This is a genomic window from Bacillus sp. FSL M8-0063 (assembly GCF_038005545.1).
Classification (GTDB): Bacteria; Bacillota; Bacilli; order Bacillales; family Bacillaceae_G; genus Bacillus_A; species Bacillus_A wiedmannii.
The window spans coordinates 2,031,283-2,054,546 of sequence record NZ_JBBOTJ010000001.1 but is presented as its reverse complement, the minus strand read 5'-3'; the positions used below and the strand labels follow the sequence as shown (position 1 = coordinate 2,054,546).

18 protein-coding genes and 3 pseudogenes are annotated in these 23,264 nt (G+C 32.0%); 6 read left to right on the top strand and 15 right to left on the bottom strand.

The features are described from left to right. Positions 1 to 391: 391 nt before the first annotated feature. Positions 392 to 466: pseudogene (locus MKX31_RS29260) on the top strand (undecaprenyl-diphosphatase); the annotation flags it as partial. Between the two features lie 19 nt (positions 467 to 485). On the opposite strand, the gene bla reads toward MKX31_RS29260, so the two are convergent. After that, positions 486 to 1,412 carry a class A beta-lactamase Bla1 gene (gene bla / locus MKX31_RS10345; RefSeq protein WP_370458083.1) on the bottom strand — a complete coding sequence of 309 codons (927 nt, stop codon included), beginning with the start codon at positions 1,410 to 1,412 and terminating at the stop codon, positions 486 to 488. 279 nt (positions 1,413 to 1,691) lie between these two features. Then, positions 1,692 to 3,830, bottom strand: coding sequence for a peptidoglycan D,D-transpeptidase FtsI family protein (locus MKX31_RS10340; protein ID WP_088047192.1), 2,139 nt, complete (start codon positions 3,828 to 3,830; stop codon positions 1,692 to 1,694). A gap of 393 nt (positions 3,831 to 4,223) precedes the next feature. Here MKX31_RS10340 and MKX31_RS10335 point away from each other — a divergent pair, with 393 nt between their 5' ends. Beyond that, positions 4,224 to 5,984, top strand: a complete 1,761-nt coding sequence (locus tag MKX31_RS10335; RefSeq protein WP_098111723.1) for a peptidoglycan D,D-transpeptidase FtsI family protein — start codon at positions 4,224 to 4,226, stop codon at positions 5,982 to 5,984. An 11-nt stretch (positions 5,985 to 5,995) separates the two neighbouring features. On the opposite strand, the gene MKX31_RS10330 is transcribed toward MKX31_RS10335, so the two are convergent. The 7 genes from MKX31_RS10330 to MKX31_RS10300 form a co-directional block, all read right to left on the bottom strand. Next, entirely contained in the window at positions 5,996 to 6,823 is an 828-nt protein-coding gene (locus MKX31_RS10330; RefSeq protein WP_088047194.1) for an anti-sigma factor, read from the bottom strand. Continuing rightward, positions 6,813 to 7,346 (bottom strand): RNA polymerase sigma factor, encoded by a 534-nt coding sequence (locus MKX31_RS10325; RefSeq protein WP_060488847.1) that lies wholly within the window; start codon positions 7,344 to 7,346, stop codon positions 6,813 to 6,815. Before MKX31_RS10325 ends, MKX31_RS10330 begins: the two co-directional genes overlap by 11 nt. Before the next feature lie 600 nt (positions 7,347 to 7,946). Beyond that, entirely contained in the window at positions 7,947 to 9,917 is a 1,971-nt protein-coding gene (locus tag MKX31_RS10320; protein WP_340980744.1) for a penicillin-binding transpeptidase domain-containing protein, read from the bottom strand. Positions 9,918 to 10,371: 454 nt separating this feature from the next. Next, the gene (locus MKX31_RS10315; protein WP_064475205.1) at positions 10,372 to 10,965 is read right to left on the bottom strand and encodes an SGNH/GDSL hydrolase family protein; all 594 of its coding nucleotides are present in this window, start codon (positions 10,963 to 10,965) and stop codon (positions 10,372 to 10,374) included. 187 nt (positions 10,966 to 11,152) lie between these two features. Next, the gene (locus tag MKX31_RS10310) at positions 11,153 to 12,301 is read right to left on the bottom strand and encodes an acyltransferase family protein (RefSeq protein ID WP_081257232.1); all 1,149 of its coding nucleotides are present in this window, start codon (positions 12,299 to 12,301) and stop codon (positions 11,153 to 11,155) included. Positions 12,302 to 12,818: 517 nt separating this feature from the next. Then, positions 12,819 to 14,132 (bottom strand): D-alanyl-D-alanine carboxypeptidase family protein, encoded by a 1,314-nt coding sequence (locus MKX31_RS10305; protein WP_340980743.1) that lies wholly within the window; start codon positions 14,130 to 14,132, stop codon positions 12,819 to 12,821. Positions 14,133 to 14,397: 265 nt separating this feature from the next. After that, the gene (locus MKX31_RS10300) at positions 14,398 to 15,057 is read right to left on the bottom strand and encodes a CatB-related O-acetyltransferase (RefSeq protein WP_000682543.1); all 660 of its coding nucleotides are present in this window, start codon (positions 15,055 to 15,057) and stop codon (positions 14,398 to 14,400) included. 453 nt (positions 15,058 to 15,510) lie between these two features. Between MKX31_RS10300 and MKX31_RS10295 the strand changes: the two genes are divergently transcribed. Beyond that, positions 15,511 to 15,981, top strand: coding sequence for a DUF5065 family protein (locus MKX31_RS10295; protein ID WP_098111442.1), 471 nt, complete (start codon positions 15,511 to 15,513; stop codon positions 15,979 to 15,981). A 587-nt stretch (positions 15,982 to 16,568) separates the two neighbouring features. Here MKX31_RS10295 and pepD read toward each other — a convergent pair. Next, positions 16,569 to 18,038 carry a beta-Ala-His dipeptidase gene (gene pepD, locus MKX31_RS10290; RefSeq protein ID WP_064475201.1) on the bottom strand — a complete coding sequence of 490 codons (1,470 nt, stop codon included), beginning with the start codon at positions 18,036 to 18,038 and terminating at the stop codon, positions 16,569 to 16,571. A 141-nt stretch (positions 18,039 to 18,179) separates the two neighbouring features. Beyond that, complete coding sequence (spoIISB, locus tag MKX31_RS10285) at positions 18,180 to 18,356, bottom strand: stage II sporulation protein SB (protein WP_000852619.1); 177 nt, start codon at positions 18,354 to 18,356, stop codon at positions 18,180 to 18,182. Between the two features lie 331 nt (positions 18,357 to 18,687). Between spoIISB (MKX31_RS10285) and MKX31_RS10280 the strand changes: the two genes are divergently transcribed. From MKX31_RS10280 to MKX31_RS10270, 3 genes and pseudogenes are all read left to right on the top strand, one after another. Beyond that, the gene (locus MKX31_RS10280; protein WP_064475200.1) at positions 18,688 to 19,668 is read left to right on the top strand and encodes a WXG100 family type VII secretion target; all 981 of its coding nucleotides are present in this window, start codon (positions 18,688 to 18,690) and stop codon (positions 19,666 to 19,668) included. Positions 19,669 to 19,727: 59 nt separating this feature from the next. Continuing rightward, positions 19,728 to 20,522: a hypothetical protein gene (locus MKX31_RS10275; RefSeq protein WP_176713062.1), complete on the top strand. Its 795-nt coding sequence runs from the start codon at positions 19,728 to 19,730 to the stop codon at positions 20,520 to 20,522. 26 nt (positions 20,523 to 20,548) lie between these two features. Then, positions 20,549 to 20,823, top strand: a pseudogene (locus tag MKX31_RS10270) (hypothetical protein). Positions 20,824 to 20,866: 43 nt separating this feature from the next. Here the strand turns inward: MKX31_RS10270 and spoIISB (MKX31_RS29255) are convergent. The 4 genes and pseudogenes from spoIISB (MKX31_RS29255) to gpmA form a co-directional block, all read right to left on the bottom strand. Next, positions 20,867 to 21,039, bottom strand: a pseudogene (gene spoIISB, locus MKX31_RS29255) (stage II sporulation protein SB). A gap of 75 nt (positions 21,040 to 21,114) precedes the next feature. Next, a complete protein-coding gene (locus tag MKX31_RS10265; protein WP_064474161.1) occupies positions 21,115 to 21,240 on the bottom strand; it encodes a hypothetical protein in 126 nt (41 codons plus the stop codon). 112 nt (positions 21,241 to 21,352) lie between these two features. Next, the gene (locus MKX31_RS10260) at positions 21,353 to 22,093 is read right to left on the bottom strand and encodes a type II toxin-antitoxin system SpoIISA family toxin (protein ID WP_064474160.1); all 741 of its coding nucleotides are present in this window, start codon (positions 22,091 to 22,093) and stop codon (positions 21,353 to 21,355) included. Between the two features lie 322 nt (positions 22,094 to 22,415). Next, the gene (gene gpmA, locus MKX31_RS10255) at positions 22,416 to 23,153 is read right to left on the bottom strand and encodes a 2,3-diphosphoglycerate-dependent phosphoglycerate mutase (protein WP_340980741.1); all 738 of its coding nucleotides are present in this window, start codon (positions 23,151 to 23,153) and stop codon (positions 22,416 to 22,418) included. Positions 23,154 to 23,264: the final 111 nt, after the last annotated feature.

The window sequence follows — 23,264 nt, the reverse complement described above, 5'->3', positions numbered from 1 at the left end:
TAAATTTGATTTTTCAGATATTTATTATTTGAATTTAAAAATATTATATTTAAAAAAGTTATATACAAATTTCATTTCATAAAGTGAAATAATTATACTATGATAATTAAACATAAAAATTCTTTGATTCCCTTAAATCTATATGAATCCCCTTACCTAAAAATGATTTTAATATAATTTAATAGGGATTAGCACATATGTGTCTTTTATATGGATATGTAAAATTACATATCCATATAGGAGTATCTAGCTTAACTAGTCCAAAATATTATTATCGTATACATAATAATATTATTGCTACGAACACCACAGGAGAAAATTTCCCTCATGCACTTTAGGGGATAAATTGTCCATGAAATAATAATTTTCGCTTATATACTTACTATTCATTATAGGAATACAAAAAAGCGATTCTTTTCACATTAAAAAGAATCGCTTTCCAAGTTCATATTTTCAATTACATTAAATAAAGAATTGAGAGATTATTACCTAAGAGCTTTAACTATAACTTCAGCTGCCTCTGCAATTAGTTGATTATCATAGGTAGCCTCTTTCTCATCTTTACTAGATAAAATTGCGATGATAATAGGTGCTCTATTCGGAGGCCAAACGATAGCAATATCATTTCGTGTCCCATAACTTCCAGCTCCTGATTTATCTCCAACTATCCAGTCAGTTGGTACGCCTGCACGAATAAGTTTGTCTCCTGTAGCATTTCCTTTCATCCACTCTGTAAGAATATTACGTTTATGAGCTGGAAGCGCATTTCCGACCGTTAAAGCTTTCAGATTCGTAGCAATTGCTTTCGCTGTACTAGTGTCACGAATATCTCCTGGAATAGCCTCGTTTAACTCTGTCTCAAAGCGATCAGCCATAGTAATCCGATCACCCATCTGTCTAAGCGCTTTTTCATATCCTTTAGGTCCACCTATTTTATTAAATAAAATGTTCCCTGCAGTATTATCACTGGAACGAACGGCGGCCTCAGCAATTTCTCCTAGTGTCATTCCGGTATCTACATGTTTCTCTGTAACAGGTGAATATTCCACTAAGTCGTCTTTCGTATAAGTGATAACTTCATTTAATTTATTAGTTGAGTTTTGCTGTAGCAATACTCCTGCGGCTAACGCCTTGTAGGTTGATGCAAAGGCAAATCTTTCGTTAGGTCGATAAGCTATTGTTTGATGTGTACCCGTATCAATAGCATACACACCTAATCGAGCATCAAATTTTTTCTCAAGTTGAGAGAATTCTTTATATGTCGCATGCTTTTTATGTTTAACTTGCCCTGTCTTTTCCTTCGCTTCAACTTGCAATGCCCCTCCTGTAAAAGTTTCTAGGCTTGTAAGACTTATACCTAATATACCAATGCATATTCCTATTTTTAGCATCCTCTTATTTTTCAAAATCATCATTCCTTTCAAATTTTCAATACTGAAAACAAGTAGTAAATTCAATACAATGTATCTATTTGAATACCTGTTTTTATACGTACACATAATAGACCATCTAAGAAACAAGTTTGTTCCATAAATTTAAAACCTTTTTTAACTAGTAACCAAGATATTAACAAAAATAAGAGATAGCAACTATGATAGCTACTAACTCTTATTTCAAATCTTACTTTTTCTTTAACTTATAAAGGCTTTTATATAAACAGGATCTCTTCCCCTGAGAAAAGTACACAATTATTAATGATTTTGATTCGAACTCTCTGTACTAGCAGTTTCACCTTGTATACGTTGCTTTTTCAAATCAAAGTATACATCTAAAACTTCCTTTCCAATTATAGAATTAATACCATTTTTATCATCATGAAGCCATGGGACTACTACTGAGAATGCTACTTCTGGATTATCATATGGGGCGTATCCAACTAATGTTAAGTTGTAACATTCCATACGTTCCCCTTTCGCATTTCTACCAATTGGATCATCTCCACCATATACAGTTTGAGCTGTCCCTGTCTTTCCTGCTGGTTTATATGGAGCATTTTTGAAATATTTCACGCCAGTTCCATCACCTTCTTGGAATACCCATCTAAACCCTTCTTTTATTCGATCAATATGTTCTGTCTTCATATCAATTCGATTTAATACGACAGGCTCTATAGAGCGTATAACTTTGCCAACCTCTTCTTCTTTTATTGATTGCTCTCGTATTTCTTGTACAATTTGAGGTTGCATTCTATAGCCTCCATTAGCAATCGTTGAAATATATTGCGCCAATTGCAACGGTGTATACGTATCATACTGACCAATAGAAAAATCTAGTAAAAACCCAGGCTGACTATCTACTTTTCTAGTTTGTCCTACTATTTCATTCGGTAAATCAATACCTGTTGGAACTCCTAATCCAAATTGTTTAAAATAATAGCGCATCGTATCAAATGCTCCTTGTTTTATATCCAATGAACCATTTGGTACGTAATTAACTCCCGCAATTTTTAAAGCTGTCTGGAACATGTATACATTCGAAGATACTTGTAGCGCTCGTAAATCATTAATATTACCAAATCCGGATACATTCCACGATTTCTTAGCTTGTGTACCTTTAAATTTCATAGGTGCATCATAAAATTGATCTCCTGGCTGTATTGCCCCTGTCTCATATCCAGTTAATACAGTTGCACCTTTTACAGCGGACCCTAGCTCATAGGAAGTTGTCATGTTACCTAATGCCAAATCCTCAATCTCTAATTTCCCTTCTTTTTCTACAATCTTTTTGCCTGCCATAGATAAAATCTGTCCGTTATTTGGATTCGTCATGACGACAAAAGCTCGGTCCAACAGTGGCTCTGAACTCTTAAACGCTCTCAAATTTTTCTCTATACTTTCTTCCACTTTCTTTTGTAATTCCATATCAATCGTTAATGTTAAACTATTACCACTTTTTCCTTTAGAGATTATCTCTGTGTTTATAATGTTTCCTGATTTATCAGTAATATTTTTCACTTCTTCTTTTGTACCGTGTAACACATCTTCATATCGTTGTTCAATATAACTTTTTCCTACACGATCATTACGGTTATATCCACGTACCAAATAAGAATCTAAGTTTTCTTTCGGTAACCCTTCTTCACTACTCGTAATATTACCCAACACAGAACGGAATAAATTACCATTTACATAATTACGTTCCCAATCAACTGTTGCATCTACTCCTGGAAACTCAGCAAGGTTTTCACTTATTCGCGCATACTCTTGATCTGTTACATCTTTTTTTATAATTTGTGGTGTTAGTTGATAACCAGAACTCATTTTACTTTTAATAGCTAACACCTTTAAATCTTGTGCTGTTAATTCTGCCAATTCTAATTCTGTAACACGACTTCGTCTTAAGTCTTCTATTTTTTTATCTAACTCTTTTCCCTCTACTCCCTTATCTTTTAACTTCTCTATATCTTTTTTAGTAATCATTGTCTCCGCACGTTGCCTATTCAACTGCATCCAAAAATCTTTTTTATCGATGTCTGTTAATTTATTTATATCTTGTTCAGGCATTTCAAGCACTTTCGCTAAGTCTTTTGCTGTTTTTAAAATATCTTCACTAGTAATTCCCTTTACCCTTGTATACGTAATCGTACGAAGAGATTTATTATTAACAACTGTTTTCCCTTCTCGATCTAGTATTTGTCCACGTGGAACTGGTATACTAGTTGTTTCATTTTGACTGCTCTCCACTTGGTTCTTATAAGCCTCTCCCTCAACGATTTGTACTTTTCCTAGCTGCATAATAATGGCTGAGAATAGTAGAAATATGCAAAGGAACATTATATTTAATCGAATAGATATATATGTCTGTTGCTTTTTTTCTTTTTGTTTTTTCATAAATCCTCCATATAATTCTTCCGGAACTCCTCACTAATACTTAGTAAATAAATACGTTCCCTATATATTAGAAATCACCATTCAGTTATAAATAGTGTCTTATCTTTTTTTCTACATCCTTGTAAGCATCAAGCCTTCTTCGTTTAGCCGCGTAATTGATAAATCCCCTTTCCTGTTTTTCTCTCTATTTTTTTATTGCTTGCATTAGAAATGCTAAACTGTATAATGACTCATATTAAGCTTACACATAGACTTGCTAGTAACTTTTCATACTAATTATTCCTTTCTTCATGCTGTTATACTTAATAGACAACCTAAATAATAAAATTGTTCCACATTTACAAAAAAAATAATTAACTATAAGATGAAATAGGCTACATAAGGGAGGGTTATATGTTACATATAAAAAGATGGAGATTTTTTGCGGTTCTTTCTATTGTAGGTTTGATTTTACTAATTTTATTAAAAATCAACTTCATCTCAATTACTATCGCAACTTCTTCAGCTGAAAGAGGAAAAATTTCCGATCGAAATGGTGTAATACTAGCTACAAATAAGAAAGTTAAGTCTCTATATTGCACTTTTAATGATGAGAAGCTATCGAAACAAGATGCAGCAAACACATTGGCTTTTTTCAATCAATTTTCAAGCGAGTTTCAACATGACATTTCTACAGTGGACATAAAATCTCAATTACAACAATCTTGTAAAAAGCAGACTATGAATGATTTACCGTTATACTCTGACATAAATGAGAGTGAACTTACATTCATAAACAAGAACAAACCCAATAATGTAATAATTAAAGATGAATGGATTCGATATTATCCTAAACACGAAGTTGGTTCACAGCTAATTGGGTATGTAGAAAATGACCTTAATTCTAAGTATGGACCTGTTGGAAAAAGTGGGATTGAGCTTCAATATGAAAATGATTTAAAAGGAAAACCCGGAAAAACACTGATTTTTAAAATGAATAATAAAAAATTCTTATGGAACATTCAAAAAGTTCAAAAAGGAAAAGATGTCCAGCTAGCTTTAGACTCTAAATTGCAACAAAAAACAGAGGAAGCATTAAGATCTCAAATTAAGAAAATACGTGATGCTAAAGCTGGTTATATTGTAGTAACCGATGTAAAAACTGGCGCAATTTTAACTATGGCCAACTCGGCAGTGTTTGATCCAAATACATTAAATACACATGTATCATCTAAAAATGAAAACATTAAATCACTTTCGCAAAATAAAGCAATTCAAAAATTAAAGTATGGTGAATCTTATGTAAATATGGCCTCAACTATAAAGCCACTTACTATTTTAATTGGATTAAACGAAAAGCTTTTTCAACCTGAAGATACTTATTTAGATAAAGGTACTTTTCAATATGATAATCAAAATAACATTACGAATGCACCTGGAACGCCAACAGGTGAGATTACACCGAGGCAGGCTATCATTAATTCATCTAACACATTTATGACAGCAAAAGTAGCTCTACCCTTATTCAACCAAAATAATGGGAATATAGAAAAAGTTGCACATATATGGACAGAGTATTTAAAGCAATTTGGCCTTCGTTCTAAAACCGGGGTTGATTTACCTTTTGAAGAAGACGGACAATATGAATTTCATCCAACAAACAAGTTTGAAAATGGTATCTCCGCTTTATTAAATGCCTCTTGGGGAGGAAATGAAGTACACACTCCTCTTCAACTCGCTCAATATGCAGCAACTTTAGCAAGTAAAGGTGATAAATATAAACCTCAAATCGTAAGTGCTATTATTGATCAAAATGGTAAGGAAACAAAAAGGTTTAAACCAATTTTAGAAAGTTCTAATCGTTATCCGGTGAAATTTTGGAGTGTCGTGCAAGGCGGAATGAGTCAAAATATAGAGGAGATTAAAAACTTACCCTTTCATGTCGCAGGTAAAACGGGTATTACAGGTTTTCCGAATGAGCAAGCAAAAATGATAAATCATTCTCTTTTCATTGCATATGCTCCTACCGAAGATCCACAAATCGCCATTTCTGTCGTTATTCCTGGTAGTAATTCAGAAAAAAACATCGCTGCTCTCGTTACATCGGAAATTTTAGAGTCTTGGCATACACTTCAAAAAAAAGATAATAGCAAAGAGGAAGGTTCATTAAAGTGAACCTTCCTCTTTTACCATATAGAATCTATATTTATTATTTTCCAATCACCATTATCATTCTTTTCGAACATAAATGAATACTTAATATCAGTTAAAACATACTCTTTTTGTACATATCCAGTATTACCGTTAATTGTCGATATTTTTATATATTCATCATTTTGCACTTTTTCTGGAATCCAAGCTTTTACCATTTCATTAGATACTTCATATAAAACTTGTGATTCTCGTTTTGGTTCAGCTAAAATTTTTGTTTTATTTCCAGTAACCGTTGCATATATAAAATGCGCTTGCTTTGGTTCGTTACTTTCTGTCAATCCACTTGGTACTTTGTATACTTTTTTTGTATCATTTGCAAATTCTCCCCCCATTGTAAGAGCGACTTGCAACTCATGAAAAATATCTTCATCAAACTTCAATTCATCCTTCTTATAACTCTTCCCTTTAAATAGAACTTCATCATTTAATGCTCTATACAAATCATTTTCATTTTTTGAATTTGTGCTTTGATATAAATCATACATAAATTGTTTTAATGATGGATCTTGAGCAGATTCATCTTTTGTTTTAGGCTTAATTTGAGTGCTACTTTGTACCGGTGATTTATTATCATCAAGCCAAGGTTGTTGAACAATAAAAAATAACATTGTACAAACCAAAACAACTACAACAGGCAATGCTTTTTTACGAAATGGTCTCTTATATGTTGCAGAATCTACTTCACTATTTTGATATACCGATTGCTTTATTTTATAAATAAATTCTTCTTCATCTTTCCGATGCTCCATTGGGCCTTTTTTCAATTTACTATACCAGTCAGGATTTTTTTTATTGTTCATCACTACTACCCTCCCCTATTAGTTTTGAAACCTTACTTCTCGCTCGGCTTAATCTAGATTTAACAGTTCCAATGGATACACCTAATGTTTCGGCCATTTCTTCATAAGATAATTCATATTTTGCATCTAAAATAATTATTTCACGGTGTTTTTTAGGTAGCTTTAAAACAACATCCCACACTTCATTCATTTCCTCTTGCTTAAAAAACTCTCGTTCTGCCGATGGAGATTGCTTATCGTCACTAAAAAAACCTACTAATGATATCCTTTTAAAATAGGAGGATTTCAAATAGTTTATTGCTGTATTTCTTGTAATTTTTAATATCCACGTTTTAATAGATGACTCCTTTCGAAATGAATTCCAATTTTTAAATACCTTTATAAATACATCTTGCGTGATATCATCTGATAAGTGTGGATCTTTCGTAATAATAAATGAATAATTCCATACATCTTGCCAATAGTCTTTTATAACATAGTCAAGCTCATCATGAATACACTTTTCAATAAACGTCTCTTCCATTTCCACACCTCGAACTTATTTGAATAAAGATAAAACTGCCCTCACTTTTATTATGGTTTCAATATATAGACAAGATACAAGTTTCATTTGTTCCGTTCTTTATCTTTTTTTAATAAAAAAATCCTCCTAAAAATGTAAAGGTGTGCAATTACTTTCATAAAATAATCATCTATACATTCTTTTACATGACAGGCTCCGAAAAAACAAGTAAAGCATACAATGTTAAAAATACACTCATAAAAAATCTGATTATTATTTGTGCATTTCACGCAACACTCCACTTGTATCACCTTTTTTCTTAGAGCATACTTATTTGTGTGCTCTATTTATGTTTTACTAAATAACTGTTTTGTTAACGTTTATAATTCCCCCTCACTTGTCCCTTTCAATTTGTTTTACTCTTCTATTTACTATTAGCAATACCAACCTTTCAAAAATGAAAACAAAGATGTGTTATTATCTTTATTCAGCCACAACAAAAAAGCATTCTCAATTAAGGAGAATGCTTTTTCGAAACTTAATTGTTCTTTGTATTGCTCAATTTATACCTTCGTGTTAAGCAAACAATGAATGTAGTAAAAGATTTCACCTTATAGTTACTTATTTTTTCTGAAAAACATGTTTTACTTTTTCGCCTGGAACGTTACTCCCCCCTCTTCCTTTTACATCTTCGATCATCATGGTAACGATCATGTCGGGCGCATTTGCATCAAAAGCTGCAAACCATCCAAGTTCTTTTCCGTCTGCTTCTTTCGACTCCTTCAGTTCTGCTGTACCGGTTTTACCAGCAAGAGTTATACCATCAACCTTAGCAATTCTCCCCGCGCCATCAGGGTCATTAATGACTTTTATTAATGCGCTCTTTAATATCTCTTGATTCTTTTTAGAAACCACATTTTCTTTCCAATTCCCCTCTACTTTTGCTTCTTTTAAAAGATGAGGCGACGGAATATTCCCTTCATTCACAATCGGTGCATATGTTAATGCTAAATGGAGTGGTGTCATTAATACTTGTCCTTGTCCATATCCCGTGTCTGCTAGTTGAATATCATTTTTTATCCCATCTCTTGCAATGATTGAAATAGGAAATTCGTATTCGATTGGTAATTTTTCATGAAATCCGTATTTCTTAAATTCATTTACATACTGATCTTTTCCCATTTTCAAAGCTTGTTGAGCAAAATAAATATTATCAGAGTACTTCATTGCCTTATCAAAATCAATTGGACTAGCTTCCTTCACACGTGTTACATAATAATTTCCCCAAGATGAATCTTTTGCCCACTTTAATCCTTGAATTTTAAATTCTTCCTTAGGGTTTATAGTGTTTGTTTCCAAACCAATTGCACCAGTAATCGTTTTAAATACGGAACCTGGTACAAATGCTTGTGTGAAACGATTCATCATTGGTAGTTTTGAATCGTTATTCCATGCTTCTCGTTGGGCTTTTGACGCTCCTCTAACTATTGTATTTGGATTATAAGCAGGGCTACTTACAAGTGCTATAGTTTCACCTGTTTTAGGATTGACCGCTGCACTAGATCCTGCTTCATTTTTCATCTCATTAAAGATTTTTTCTTGAATTGCAGCATCAATTGTTAACGTAACGTTTTCCCCTTCTTTTGCTTCTTTTTTTGCTACATTTTTAATCTCTTTTCCATTCTCATCTTCTATAAATACGCGTCCACCTTTTTCGCCACGCAATTTATTCTCTAATACTTTCTCTAAACCTGTCTTACCTACTAAATCATCAGCTTGATAACCTCTTTTTTGAAGCGATTTTAACTCCTCTGCATTCACCTTTCCTATATAACCAGTTAAGTGTGCCGCCGCTTCTCCTAATGAATACGTCCGAATATTTACTGGGCGAGATGAAACTCCTTCTAATTCAATATAATCATTCTGTCTAGTTCCCTCTTTTAAAATACCAATTGGTACAAAGGAGTCTGGTTTTATCCATTTCGCTGTAAGCTTCTGATCAACCTCTTCTATAGACATATCCAGTAACTGTGCTACTATTTCTTTTGTTTGCGCTGCCGTTTCGCCTAGTTTCTCTGGAATAATTCCAACCTCAGTCGCTTTACCATTCGTTGCAAGACCTTTCCCATTTCGATCATATATTTCTCCACGTTTTCCTTGTTCTATTTGCATACGTACTTTGTAATCTTTTTTCATACCTGGAAAAATGAAATCTGGTGTCCAATCTATTTTCCAAGATTCTTTTTCTTTTACAAGTTTTGCTTCATGGATAAATGAAGCTGTTCCTCCATCCGTATCCATATTAACTTCAAAAAGAAAAAGTTCTTTATCTTTAGCATTCTCTCCTTTCGTTTTAATTTTTAAATCCTTAACTCCAATACCCTCATAGATTTTTTGATATTTCTCGGTGAATTCCTTTTTAGAAATCGTTTTTTGGGCATGTTCTGATAAATGATCATACATATTTGCGAATTTTTTATCATTCCATAAATTTATATATTCTTCAAATGCTTGTTTTGGCGGTTCGTTTTTATTACATCCTACCAACATAACTGCAAAACAAAAGAAAACCAACATCCATAATTTTTTCAATTCAATCTTCTCCCTTAGTTAAAAATATTTATTCCTTTCTTGATATATTAAATAAAAAATGTTGTAACGCTTAATAGACAGTGTAAGTAATGAGATTGTTCCATATTTACAAAAGAAATTAATTTATGGTTCAGATGCATTCGAAGGGGAAGATTTTAAAATTCTTACAAATAAAAAAGCGAATCTATTTAGCAATCGGTGTCATTATTAGTGCTGTTTTAACAATTTTATTTAAAATACCTTTTAGTTTGAGTTCTCCGCTCTTATCTTTTTTGTAAATATTTGAAACAAAAAAGACCCCTTATACTAAGGGTCCTACAATAGAAAATAACTAAGTATAAACAATAAAAAGAATTACTGAAAGTATAATTTATAGGCGCTTTATATCCTTCTATTTCGCATCAAAACCCCTGCGCTGTATGCGACAGGGGATTCGATGCGTTCATTCTAAAGCTTATTTAGAAGAGTCATGTACAGGCAAACTACTAAAAATCAATTCAGCAACTTTTACATATCCTTTTGAGTTTGGATGAATCAAATCCGTAGACCAAAGCGTATTATCATTAACTAAATGATGATTCCAAAAGTCAACATGATGAAGCTTATACTCTCTACTCAGTGAAAGTATAATTTCATTTGCCTCTAATAATTGTTCTTTTAACACTTGTTTTTTTTCAGAAGAAATAGGTAGCCGAACTGTAAAATCTGGAAGGTTTGCTATAATAATATCAGCATCTGTTTTACTTAATGTATCTATCATAAATTCCATATCGTTCTTATATGCTTGATGATCCCAACGTCCTTTTAAAACATCGTTTGCACCTGCAATTAGACTAACCAAATCTGGATTAAACGTTAATGCCTTTTCCAATTGCTGTGAGCGTATTTCTTTAGTTACTAACCCACGCTTTGCAAAATTAGCATATTCTATATCGTTTACACAAAGTTGAACAAAATGATCTACCCAGCTTTTTAATGCTATTCCCTCAACTTCATCCCCTATGCCCTCTGTAAAACTATCACCAATCGATACAAATCGCTTCCACATATGTAGTCCCCCTTTATTATTAACCATATCTATACTATACAATAGCTCACACCGTAATTGTTATTTCTAAGTAGTTTTCGATTTCAATTATATTTACATTTAGAATCCAAAATTGACCGATTCCTAAGTATACTTAGGAATCGGTCATATTCGTATATTTACTAAAGAAATAAAATCTCTCTAGGAATTATACTTTTTTCAAAAAATTGGTTGTTCTTTGTTTTGCCCAGTTGATACATTTCTTTTCGATTAAATGATACGAAATTATAGAAAAAAGTAGTGTCATTGCAATGCACAAAGTAAGAAGGAAAAAGATAGGTATCTTTGTATACAAAAGTTTAAATAGTACCATCATGATTGGAAAATGACACAAATAGATACTGTATGAAATTTCTCCTAAATATACAAATACATTCTTATTTAAAAATGCTTTTACTTTTAGGTTACTCATAGCCATTATAATAAATATACTAACCCCCATTACGACACCCCAATCTTTTAATAAGAAAGTAGTATCATTACGGGAAAAACCATAAATTAAAATGGAATATAAATATAAAATAATCCCTAATGCAATAAGAAATCCTTTTTTAAATTTTTTCATATTCCTATATGAGTAAATAAGTTTTTCCTTATACTTAAAAAGTAACATTCCAACCATAAACATAGATGTAAAATGCAGTGTATCAGCATAACCATTATAAAATCCTTCAGCTTTCCCAATATGCAACATATTAAGAAAAACACTAATGAAAGAAAAGCTCAAAGCAAATAGTATCGTTTTCTTCCAATTCAGTTTATAAAAAAGAAGGAATAATAAAGGAAACACAATAGATATACGCATTTCTTGAGCCAATGACCAAATAACTGGATTATAATTTTCCGTAAAAAAGTTATTAAGAAGCACAAAGTGGTTTAGAATATCTAATTTTGTTATAGACCCTTGCCACCTATCATAGAACCAATCCCGTAGTCCTACCACTTCATACGACGAAAATAAAATAAATAAAACAAAGGTAATGATTATCCAAAAATAATAAGGAATATAGATTCTTACAAATCTCTTAATTAAATATCCCCAATAATTTGTTTTTGAATGATAAAGTGCCATAGATAACACAAAACCACTTAGTACATAAAAAACGATAACAGCTTCCCCACCCGCCCATAAAAACCTAAGCGGGGAAAATTTAATAGAATTAGGCAACGATGGTAGCATTAAACAAAAATGTCCAAATACCACAGTAAGTGCCGCTAACCCTCGTATAGAATCTAATTCTTTTATTCTCTTACTCATAAAATGTTCTCCTTGTAAATTGTAGATTTTGCTGTTCATAAAGGCCACTATACTAGTGTAGTGGGAGAATTGTACATAATGTCTATCTAGATCCCAGATATAAGCAGTTCAAAGTCAATCTATGCATCTGTTTTCTGGTCTCCATTTCCTTATATAAATAATTTAAAACAAAATATTTAATACAAAGAAAAGATTTTATTAAATTTTTATAAAATCTTTTTACAGAAATAAGTAACGGATATTCATTTTTTATTGTCATTTGATGCAAAAATGGATGTTTTTTCTTCATGTAACTTTATTAAACTAACTTTGTACTAGAATGCATTGAATCAAAAAATACATAATAAACGCCATCCTTTCTGTATATTTCTACAAAAAGAATAGCGTTTTTTGTTTTTATAGATACAAATTTAGCTTAGCTTGATTACAATAAGAAAAGTTCCGAAGAATCCAATTTGAAAATTAATACCATCTTCCATTCCAAACTATCTACATAAGAATTTATAAAACTTCGAAACTCTTTTTTCAGATTAATATTTAGTTTTATCCTATAAATTTAGCTTTTTACTATATCAACCGCACTATCCCACATACCGCTAAAAAAAGATCCGATGTTACGCATAAAACGTGTAAACCAATTTGCTTGTTCTATATCAGATTTTGTTACAAGGTCTACTTGTAATGATTTACCTAATAAGAACCCTGGATCTGTACTATCTTTAGGCGAGATAATCATTTTACTTATTGTTACACCTTTTTTAATAGGTGCTTCTTGTTCTTCATTCAATACTTTAAATTCTTTTTTATATACGTCTTTGTTGTTCTTTGGTATCGGAAGTGAAACAGCTTGCTTCGTTTGAACAACAACATCTTTGTCTTTCGCATTTGCTACTCGCACTGTTTCATGCCCTTTTGCTACTGAGTCTTTTCCATAGGCCTTCTTCACTTCGAAATTTGCAAATCCATAATCATATAATTTCTTCGTTTCATCAAAACGTGCTGTATGAGAGTTTGCTTTTATCACTACAGATATTAGACGCATACCGTTTCTTTCTACTGTACCAGTGAAACAATCACCAGCTTCTGGAGTAGTTCCTGTTTTTAACCCATCTACACCTTCGTATTGCTTAATTAAACCTTTTAACATCCAGTTAAAGTTCGTCATATCAATTGGATACTTACCACCCTGTTGGAATGTTTTTTTAGGGATTTTTGCAGTATCTAACATTTTCGGAAAATCTTGAATAAGACGTTGTGCTAAAATCGCACAATCTCTTGCGGACATTTTATTTTTCTCGTCTGGAGTTGTCCCTTCTGGGTGATATCCTTTTAAATCATAGTTTGTTAAGCCTGTAGAATTTACAAATTTATAATTTTTCATTCCAAACTCTTTTGACTTATCATTCATCATTTTCACGAAATCGGCTTCTTTTCCAGCAATTTCTTCAACTAAAGCAATTGTTGCACCATTTGCAGAGTAAATTGCCATTGCCTCATATAACTCTTTTACTGTATAAGAGCCACCATTTTCTAATGGAACGTTTGATAATGAGCGATCTTGTGAAATCTTATGTGCATATTCAGAGATTTTAACTTTTTGATCCCATTTAAGTTTTCCTTTATCCACCGCTTCATGAACTAAATATTCACTCATCATTTTTGTCATACTAGCAATTGCTAGTGATTCATCCGCATTTTTTTCATATAAAATTTTTCCGGAATTCGCTTCTACTAAAATTGCTGATCCTGCTTCTACATCTAAAACAGGGACTGTTTCCGCTGTTGCTCTTCCAGATGTAACAATTATGCTACAAAATAGTGTAAGCACTGTTACTATTGCAATAAATCTCTTGCAAAACATACCTTTCACTTCTGTTACCTCCAATATATTTTTTAGGATTACAATGAATAGACAATCTAAATAATACGTTTGTTCCATATTTACAAAAAATAAAACCAGTGTATCCCGATTAAATATCGAGACACACTGGTTTTATTAGCTATCAAGGATTTTAATTATTTAATTCAGCTATTTACTATACTCATACCAGAGATGAATTTTCCTTAGTCTATATTATTAATTTTTTATAATAAAAAAACTACATCCTATATAGAATGTAGTTTCCCTCACAGATCTATCTATTTTTTACTTCCTTGTTATAAAAATCATATAATAATTCAATAGATGAACTAGATAAAAGCGGCATTGCCTTCTCAACTAATTCTCTATCCCAATCAAACCAACGCATTTCCATTAGCATTTTCATTTCTGTATCAGTGAATCGTTTCTTTATTTCCTTAGCAGGATTTCCACCAACTATTGTATACGGCGGAACATCTTTACTTACGACAGATCCAGCTGCAACGATTGCACCTTCACCGATTATAACGCCAGGCATAATAATAGCATTCATTCCAATCCAAGCATCACTTTTAATGACTGTATCGCCCTTCGGTTCATATGAATGTTCAATTTGCTCAGCGAATGGATATACTGTAATCCATTCTGAGTGATGATTATGATTACCACCCATTAAAATGACTACTCCACTCGCAATACAAACATAGTTCCCAATAATGAGTTTATCAAGATGCCATCCCATCTGTTCAATTGGATTGAACAGCGCTCGGGACTTAGCATCCCCCCACAAATACCTTACACAGCCATCTTCAAAATTTTGATGACCATAATAACCTGAATAATAGGAGTACTCTCCTACCTCAATGAGTGAATTTGTTACTATATCTTTTAAATACTTTGTTTCTGACCAATGATTAAATAATGGATGCTTCATAACTTTATTCCTCGCTTCTAAGTATTATATATTTTGCTATTTACTTAGAAGCTTACTACGACTGCTACATTTTTTAGCTTTCTCAAACGACGAATCATTGTCTTCAAGCCTTTCTTTTATTATAAAGGAATCATATCGTGATAAATTATATAAGTCAAATTGTAAAATTATGTACTGAAACTTGAAGTATGAATTGAAATTTCAGCATTAAAACAATCGAGTTTTCAAATAACAAATCCCAATTACATATAATAAAGATTTTTTAGCTATACATCTAACCTCTTTCTTATATTAGCCTTAACTCCCTCGATATAGTTTTATTATTTATTCATTTGTCTGATAAATCAATAAATGTTAATATGATTATAGAAGATATTATCATCCATTAGATTTCACAGCTAGTTTTTCACAAAAACGATTTCTGAATCCTTAAGTAAATAGGAGGTTTAGAACATGAAACTATTAAGGCAATCAACAATTATTGGCGCATTGACTGTTGGAGGATTTTTATTTTCGAATACAATTGGTACACTCCCACCTGTGTCTGCTGAATCGCAACTTATACAAAAAGAATCACGATTTACAGATAATTGGCGGTGGCAAAGCTATTTTTTATTACATCATAATGCAGATTTTTTAGAAGAGTTAGCAGTTGGTAACTTAAAGCATGGAGATACATTCGATGTTACTATATATACTGGTGGTAAAGATACTGGTATTGTAAAAATATATCAATTGAGTGGAAATGAAAATGATGAAATAAACTTGCATAGATATAAAACCATTTATGACTCAGGTCTAAAACATAATTATGGTAGATTTGTTACACCTATTACTAATGTTTATAATCCAGGAACATATGTAGCTGTTATGAAACTTGGAGAAAATTATTATTATGGGGGCAGCTTTAAAATCTCAAAATAATTTACATTTATCTCATCAGTAAAAAAATATTGGATACATTTTTATTAGACAAAAATCATTTTAAAAGCTCTCCTTATATATAGGGAGCTTTTTTGATCGTTTCCCCTTTTTAAGGCTAGAAGAAATCCTTACCTTCTTTATCAATTAGCATTTTTATTCACGAACCATTTTTACTTCTTTATGTCCTACAATTCGATATGCAATATTGCATATTCTATATGTTCAATTTTAAAACATGCGATAATTCATTTATATAAAGGTATAAAATTAGTATTGAAAGGAGAATGTTACATGTCTTTCTATTCTTGGTCTCCTCTTATTTTCTTAATAGTTGTTGCAATTATCATTTCTATTCAAAAGGCTAAGAAACAATAATTTATTATGTGGAGGTGTAATAATGTCATTTGCAGCATGGAGTACAATTTTTATGACTTTAATCGGTGCAATATCCGGAGCAGTCTTTGGTATAATCTCCCCTAGAAATAAAAGCAAAAATTAAATGATATCGTAAAAATGAATTTCTAATAAAACTATATACAAAAAAGTAGCCTATAAAGTTTTATAGGCTACTTTTCATTTCATTCATATTATTTAGCTAATTCTTTCGTACCCTTCATTACATCAACGAAGAAGCCCCAGTTATTCACAACAGAAGAAATACTAATATGTTCATCTGGAGTGTGAACATTGAATATATCTGGACCGAATGAAATTGCATCTAAGTCAGGCATCTTTTGAACGAATGCACTACATTCAATACCCGCATGTACAGCGAAGATTTCAGCATCTTTGTTGTATTTTTCTTGATGCACTTTTTCAAACAAATTACGAATTTGCGAATTCGGATTGTATGGCCATTCTGGATACTCCGACTCTATTTCAAATGTTGCACCAACTAATTCGGCAATACATTTAATTTCATTTGCAACATGTTGTTTTAAACTACTGACAGAACTTCTCACTTCGTTACGTAATTTAATTTCATCTTGCAACGTTTCAATAACGCCTAAATTTGTTGAACTTTCTACTAGGCCTTTAATATCCATGCTCATACTTTGAATGCCATTTGGAATTAAGAATAATGATGAAATAAGTTGCTTTTGCGTCTCTTTAGCAAATACTTTTTCTACTTTCTCATCCAATTTTGTAAGAGTTACATGAACATCTGGATCAACAGCACGCATTTCTTCTTGTAATACTCTTGTCCATGATTCTAGTTTTTCTTCTACTTTCTCTACATCTTCTGTAGCTAATACAATTGTAGCTACACTTTCACGCGGAATTGCATTTGTTTTTAATCCGCCGTGAACTTCATTTATATCAAATTGGATATTTGCTGATAAATCTCGTAATACTCGTCCTAATACTTTGTTCGCATTACCGCGTTGTTTATCAATTTCCATACCAGAATGTCCGCCTTTTAAACCACCAACATATAGACGGTATGCATCCGTATTCGCTGGCACTTCATCCCATATTACTGGAATTGTTTCTACAGCTTTCGCACCACCTGCGCTACTTACAAGTAATTTATGATCTTCTTCAGAATCAATATTTATAAAAATCTTTCCTTCAAAGTGATTTGCATCAACAGCGAAAGCCCCGCCCATTGTTGTTTCTTCTTCAGTAGTAATAACTACTTCAAGTGCTGGATGCGAAATGTCTGATGCATCTAATAAAGCCATTGCATACGCAACTGCAATACCATTATCAGCACCTAAAGTCGTTTGATTTGCATATAACATGTCCCCAATGATTCGTAATTCAATTGGATCTTTTTCAAAATCATGTACGGTTGCTTGATTTTTTTCACATACCATATCCATATGGCCTTGAATGATAATAGCTGGTACATTTTCATAGCCAGTAGTTGCGTCTTTTTTAATAATGACATTCATTTCTTCATCTTGAATCACTTCTAAGTTACGCTCTTTTGCAAAACCAACTAAATAATCACTAATTTCCTTTTCATTACCAGATCCTCTAGGAATCTTTGAAATTTCTGCAAAATGATAAAATACAGGGTGCTTTGTTAATTGTTCTAAAGTAGAATACATTTTTAAGCTCCTCTCAAAATGACAAAATAATATGTAAGTCTGCTATCATTATACCATGATTCGTTACTTTCCCTTTCTATTTCATCCTTTAAAATCCACCCTTTAAATATTTAATCGTATAAAAAAACGAAAGAAAATGCACTATGCATTTTCTTTCGTTTTTTTTGCTCTCATATATTTTGAAGTACCATTATTCATTAATTTCTCTAAACGATTTATATTTTCCGTTAATGCACCTTTCACAAGAGAGAAATCTGTATTTGGTTCTTCTTTTTTTTCTTTAAAAAATGAAGACTTTTGTACGTTTACTTCAGCCATCTCTTCTCCCCCTCTTCAAAAAGATACAATCTTCTATTTATATTATATCGCAAATGTAGACAGCGTGTACACGTATCATTTTCTTTTTAATTCTTCTTCTAACTCTTCTACTTGCTGCAAAGTATCTCCTTTTATTAACGAGAAATCAGTTGTATCTTTAACTCCTACCCGCATTCTCTCTTTTTTATTTTTGTTAATTATCATAAAATTACCAATATTAATCTACTATTTAATAATAATATTTGATATTATAAAAAAGTAGATTTTAATGGAATTATAATCTAATATATTTTTGGTTAAAATAATTTTTCACACAAGGAGGTTAACCATATTGAATATTATCGTGACTCCAGAATTATTAGAAGCTTCTGCTAACAAGTTTAAAAGTGCTCAAGAGCAAGCACAAGTACAATTCACTAACCTTCGACAAGATATCTCATATCTTGAATCAATTTGGTATGGTTCTACCAAAGAAAAGTTTTATTATGATTTTCAACAATCTAGCCAAGTAATGAATAAATATATTCATTGCCTTCAACAGATTGAAATTCAACTAAAAAGATCGGCCGAAAAATTCAGAAAAGTAGATAGTGAAACAGGAGCTGAGTTATCTACAAATGAGGGAAGTTTGCTTGAATCTCTCAAAAAGGGATTGATGACCTCCTTATCTCCCACCGTTAAATTAGGTATAATGGCAGGTGTATTAAATGTTATTCCTAACAAAAAAAGAAATGATTTAGTAGATATCGTCACTCGTAAATGGGTTAATGGTAAGGCAGGAGAAATATGGAATAAATTAATTCCCTTAAAAGACTTTTCAACATTAGAAAAAACCGCTGCATCATTAGGGAAATTAGATAAATCTCTTCCTAAAAATAGTATTAAAGAATCTAATATTTCTAAGCATATTATAAAAAATATGAAACCCTTTGGTATAGCTTCCATTTCCCTTACTGCATTAGGAGAAGTAAGTTCATTAACATCCGCCATACAAGGTGATTTTAAAAAATATGATGGCTCTCAAGCTGGTGTTAATATTGCTATGGATACAGTTTATTCTACAGGAAAGGTAGTTGGAAATTTAGCTTCAACTTATGCAGGTGGAGTAGCGGGTGCTGAAGCGGGTGCATTAGCTGGCTCATTAATTTTCCCTCCAGTTGGTACAGCTGTTGGTGCAATTGCAGGTGGCATTATTGGTTCTACTGTAGGTGGAACCGCATTCAATGAATTAGCAGATAAATTTGTACCTCGTCAAAAGTTTAAAGAGAGTATTTCAAGTTTTACAGATAGCTTCACTAATTTTTTAAAATAAATTAAAAATCAATTGAAGAAATGAGGTAAAAAAGTCTCTAATTAGACTTTTTCAGAGCTATGAATAAAAAACAAATTGTTTCTATAGAAGAATTAGCATTTCTAATGAATTCCAAAGAAAATCAAACTTATGCAAAAGAATTACTAAGTCTTATTTATGATGAACTAGAGAAAGCAGATGTCGAAAAAATATTATTGACTGCAGCGCATTCCCTTTATGCTAGAGGATTGTTAAACTTTAATCAACAAACTAAAGAAATGCAATTACAACCGAGTATAGAGAAATTATTCAACACTATGTGTAACCCGCAACTTTCATTATTACTTCAAAAAATCGATTTTATAAACGAAACAACGATTACTGCTAACATTTATATTGATAACACTTCAAACGTTACATATCAGAGTTTAGATGGTATTGCACATAAAATCGAAGAAATTTCAGACGATAGATTATTTTTAGAATCTAAAAATTTATTACAGCTAGTATTTCAGCAAGAAGAAAAAGGCAGTGACATTGTAGGAACTCTTCCAAACCATATCGTACAAAATATTGAAAAGTTTTTCCCTTTGTCTATTCAAGAAGGGAAAACAATGTTAATAGAGAATGGATTTAATTCCTTATATGCTGAAAATTTGATAATAGATTTAAAAACAACACAGTCTATTTACACTATTATGCGTCTAGATACAACCGAAAAGAATGAGGTTATTTCTGACAATGGATTCTTTGTTATTGAATCACCCAACACCCAATGGCTATTAACTCGAAATATAATAAATGATTCCTTTGATATAACCTATTTAACCAAAAATCTTTTCGTAAATGAAATAACAAAACTAATAAAAGATTAATCCTTTAAGACGGGAGTATATTTATATTGAATAAACAACAGCATTCTAGCAAAAAAAAGGAAGGCTTTTTCGAAAATAGGATATTACCTATCATCACTGTTCTTTCAGGTGTCATTCTACTAGTGTACAAAGGGTTAGAATTTATTTCAAAGTATGTATTAATTTTAATCTTATTTACCTAATTATTGCTTCGTTATACTTATTGTTTATGAAACAAATAGTTGGTGCTGCTATTGGATTCATTTTTGCAGCCCTTGGGTATTTTATGTATAAAATCATTTTTAAACAAAAAAAGAAATAACGCATAAACAAATCATAAAGAGATAATTTAAAAGAGAATGTTTTTACGCATTCTCTTTTAAATTACCCTTTTATATACTTATATGGAATTGCCTCTACAAATTTTTCTAATCGATCTATATTTTGAGTCAATGCACCTTTCACAAGAGAGAAATCTGTATTTGGTTCTTCTTTTTTCTTTAAAAAATGAAGATTTTTGTACGTTTACTTCAGCCATCTCTTCTCCCCCTCTTCAAAAAGATACAATCTTCTATTTATATTATATCGCAAATGTAGACAGCGTGTACACGTATCATTTTCTTTTTAATTCTTCTTCTAACTCTTCTACTTGCTGCAAAGTATCTCCTTTTATTAACGAGAAATCAGTTGTATCTTCATTTTCTTCTTTAAAAAAATCATTGTCATAATCTTTTATCACTACAATCACCTCTACGTGCTAGTGTAGGAATGATTGTCCGATTTTATACAAGTTTGTCTAAATTTGCTTTCCCTTTATGTATAAGTGAAAAGGACAGAAGAAAATCCTGTCCTTATTTACTAAAATAACTATGATGTATTGTTAAATTATATACATTTTCAAAATCTCGATCTTGCAGGTTATTTTTCTTCCCATCAATAACAATGAAAACATCACTCACCATTTTTGCTGGTATTATTCCGACATTTTCTACTTGCACCGCTTTCTGTTCATTCAATTGCTCAATGTGTTCTAACGGAATGATAATACTAAATTGAGAACGGATACCACGAAAGTTTGTATTTAATTCTTTTGCCGCTTCAAATACAACAATTTTCGCACCAATCTTTTCTCCATACGAATCTAAAAATGCGTTTAAGCTCTTTGTATATTCCTCTTCCGTATGCCATTCCATTGTACCGAATACTGCTGGATTAACATTTTGAATAATTGTTGTGTATATTTCTCCTCTTGCTTTAGAAGCAATTAATGACCGTTTTATCGATTGAACAGTCTTACCGATATCGCTAAATTTCGCTCCCCATATTTCTGAAATATTTGGTGTTAAAATAAATGCGATATCAACGAAAATAACCATTGCAGTGAACATTAAAAGATTTTTCCAGAGGGTTAAATCAATTCCTTTTATCATGAAATACACGGTGACTAATATTATAAACAACCCATACCAAGTCTTTCTAATTCGTTGCTTCTTCTCCTCGTAGAGCTCTTCATTTCTCCAGTAAAAGAAAACAAGAACTAGAAAAACGATTGCTAAAATAAATAAGCCGATTCGAATGTTAGAGATCACCAATGACATCACCCTCCATTCAAAAACTACTCACGATATCATTACATGCACAAGTAGCTCTCTTTATGACAAAAGACGTGGACAAGCTTCTAAATTTAGCAATATCGCATATACATTAGAAGGTACCACGTCTTTTACCCCGCATTAACGGGCAGTAAGACCCCCACCTGCAAAAGCATAGAAGTTAGGTAGGGGATCAACTGCCCATAAAAGCCCGATTGGTTCAACTAATAATCAATGGGGGATGCCCCCCACTGATTAAAGTTTCACTTTATCATGAATCTACATTGTATATGTAGACAAGCATGCGTTTCAAATTTTCATGTTAAAAAGAAATATGTTTCGGAATTTCCCCTTCTGGTACTTCTCCGTCCATACTTAAGTAATAATGGCGAATCGGACGTAAATCATCGTCTAATTCATAAACGAGTGGAATGCTCGTTGGAATATTTAATGAAACAACACCATCGCTTGAAAGGTTATCTAAGTATTTCACTAGCGAACGAATCGTATTACCGTGTGATGAAATAATTACCTTTTCACCACTTTTTAATGACGGTGCAATTTCTGAATACCAATAATCAAGTACTCTTTTCTCCGTATCCACTAAACATTCAGTCAATGGAAACTCACCTTTTTTAAGTGCTTTATATTTTGGATCATTCATTTCATATCTAGGATCATCCTCAGTAAGAGCAGGTGGTCTTACATCAATACTTCTTCTCCAAATATGAACTTGCTCCTCACCATACTTTTTCGCAGTTTCATCTTTATTCAACCCTTGCAATGCACCGTAATGTCTTTCATTTAGCTTCCAAGATTTATGTACTGGGACCCAAGCAAGATCCATCTCATGAAGTACAATCCATAACGTCCGGATTGCTCGTTTTAATACAGATGTATAAGCGACATCAAAAGTATATCCATTTTTCTTTAATATCGCTCCTGCTTCTCTCGCTTCACTTAATCCATTCTCTGATAAATCTATATCTGTCCATCCTGTAAAGCGATTTTCAAGATTCCATAAACTTTGTCCGTGACGAATAAGTACAAGTTTTATCATAATAATTCCCCTCTCGGAAATGTGAATTTTATTGTTCCATTGCGTACACGTATAAAGTAACTAGTAATGTATCTTTTTATCCATTCACTCTATGACCAATCCATAGTTGCC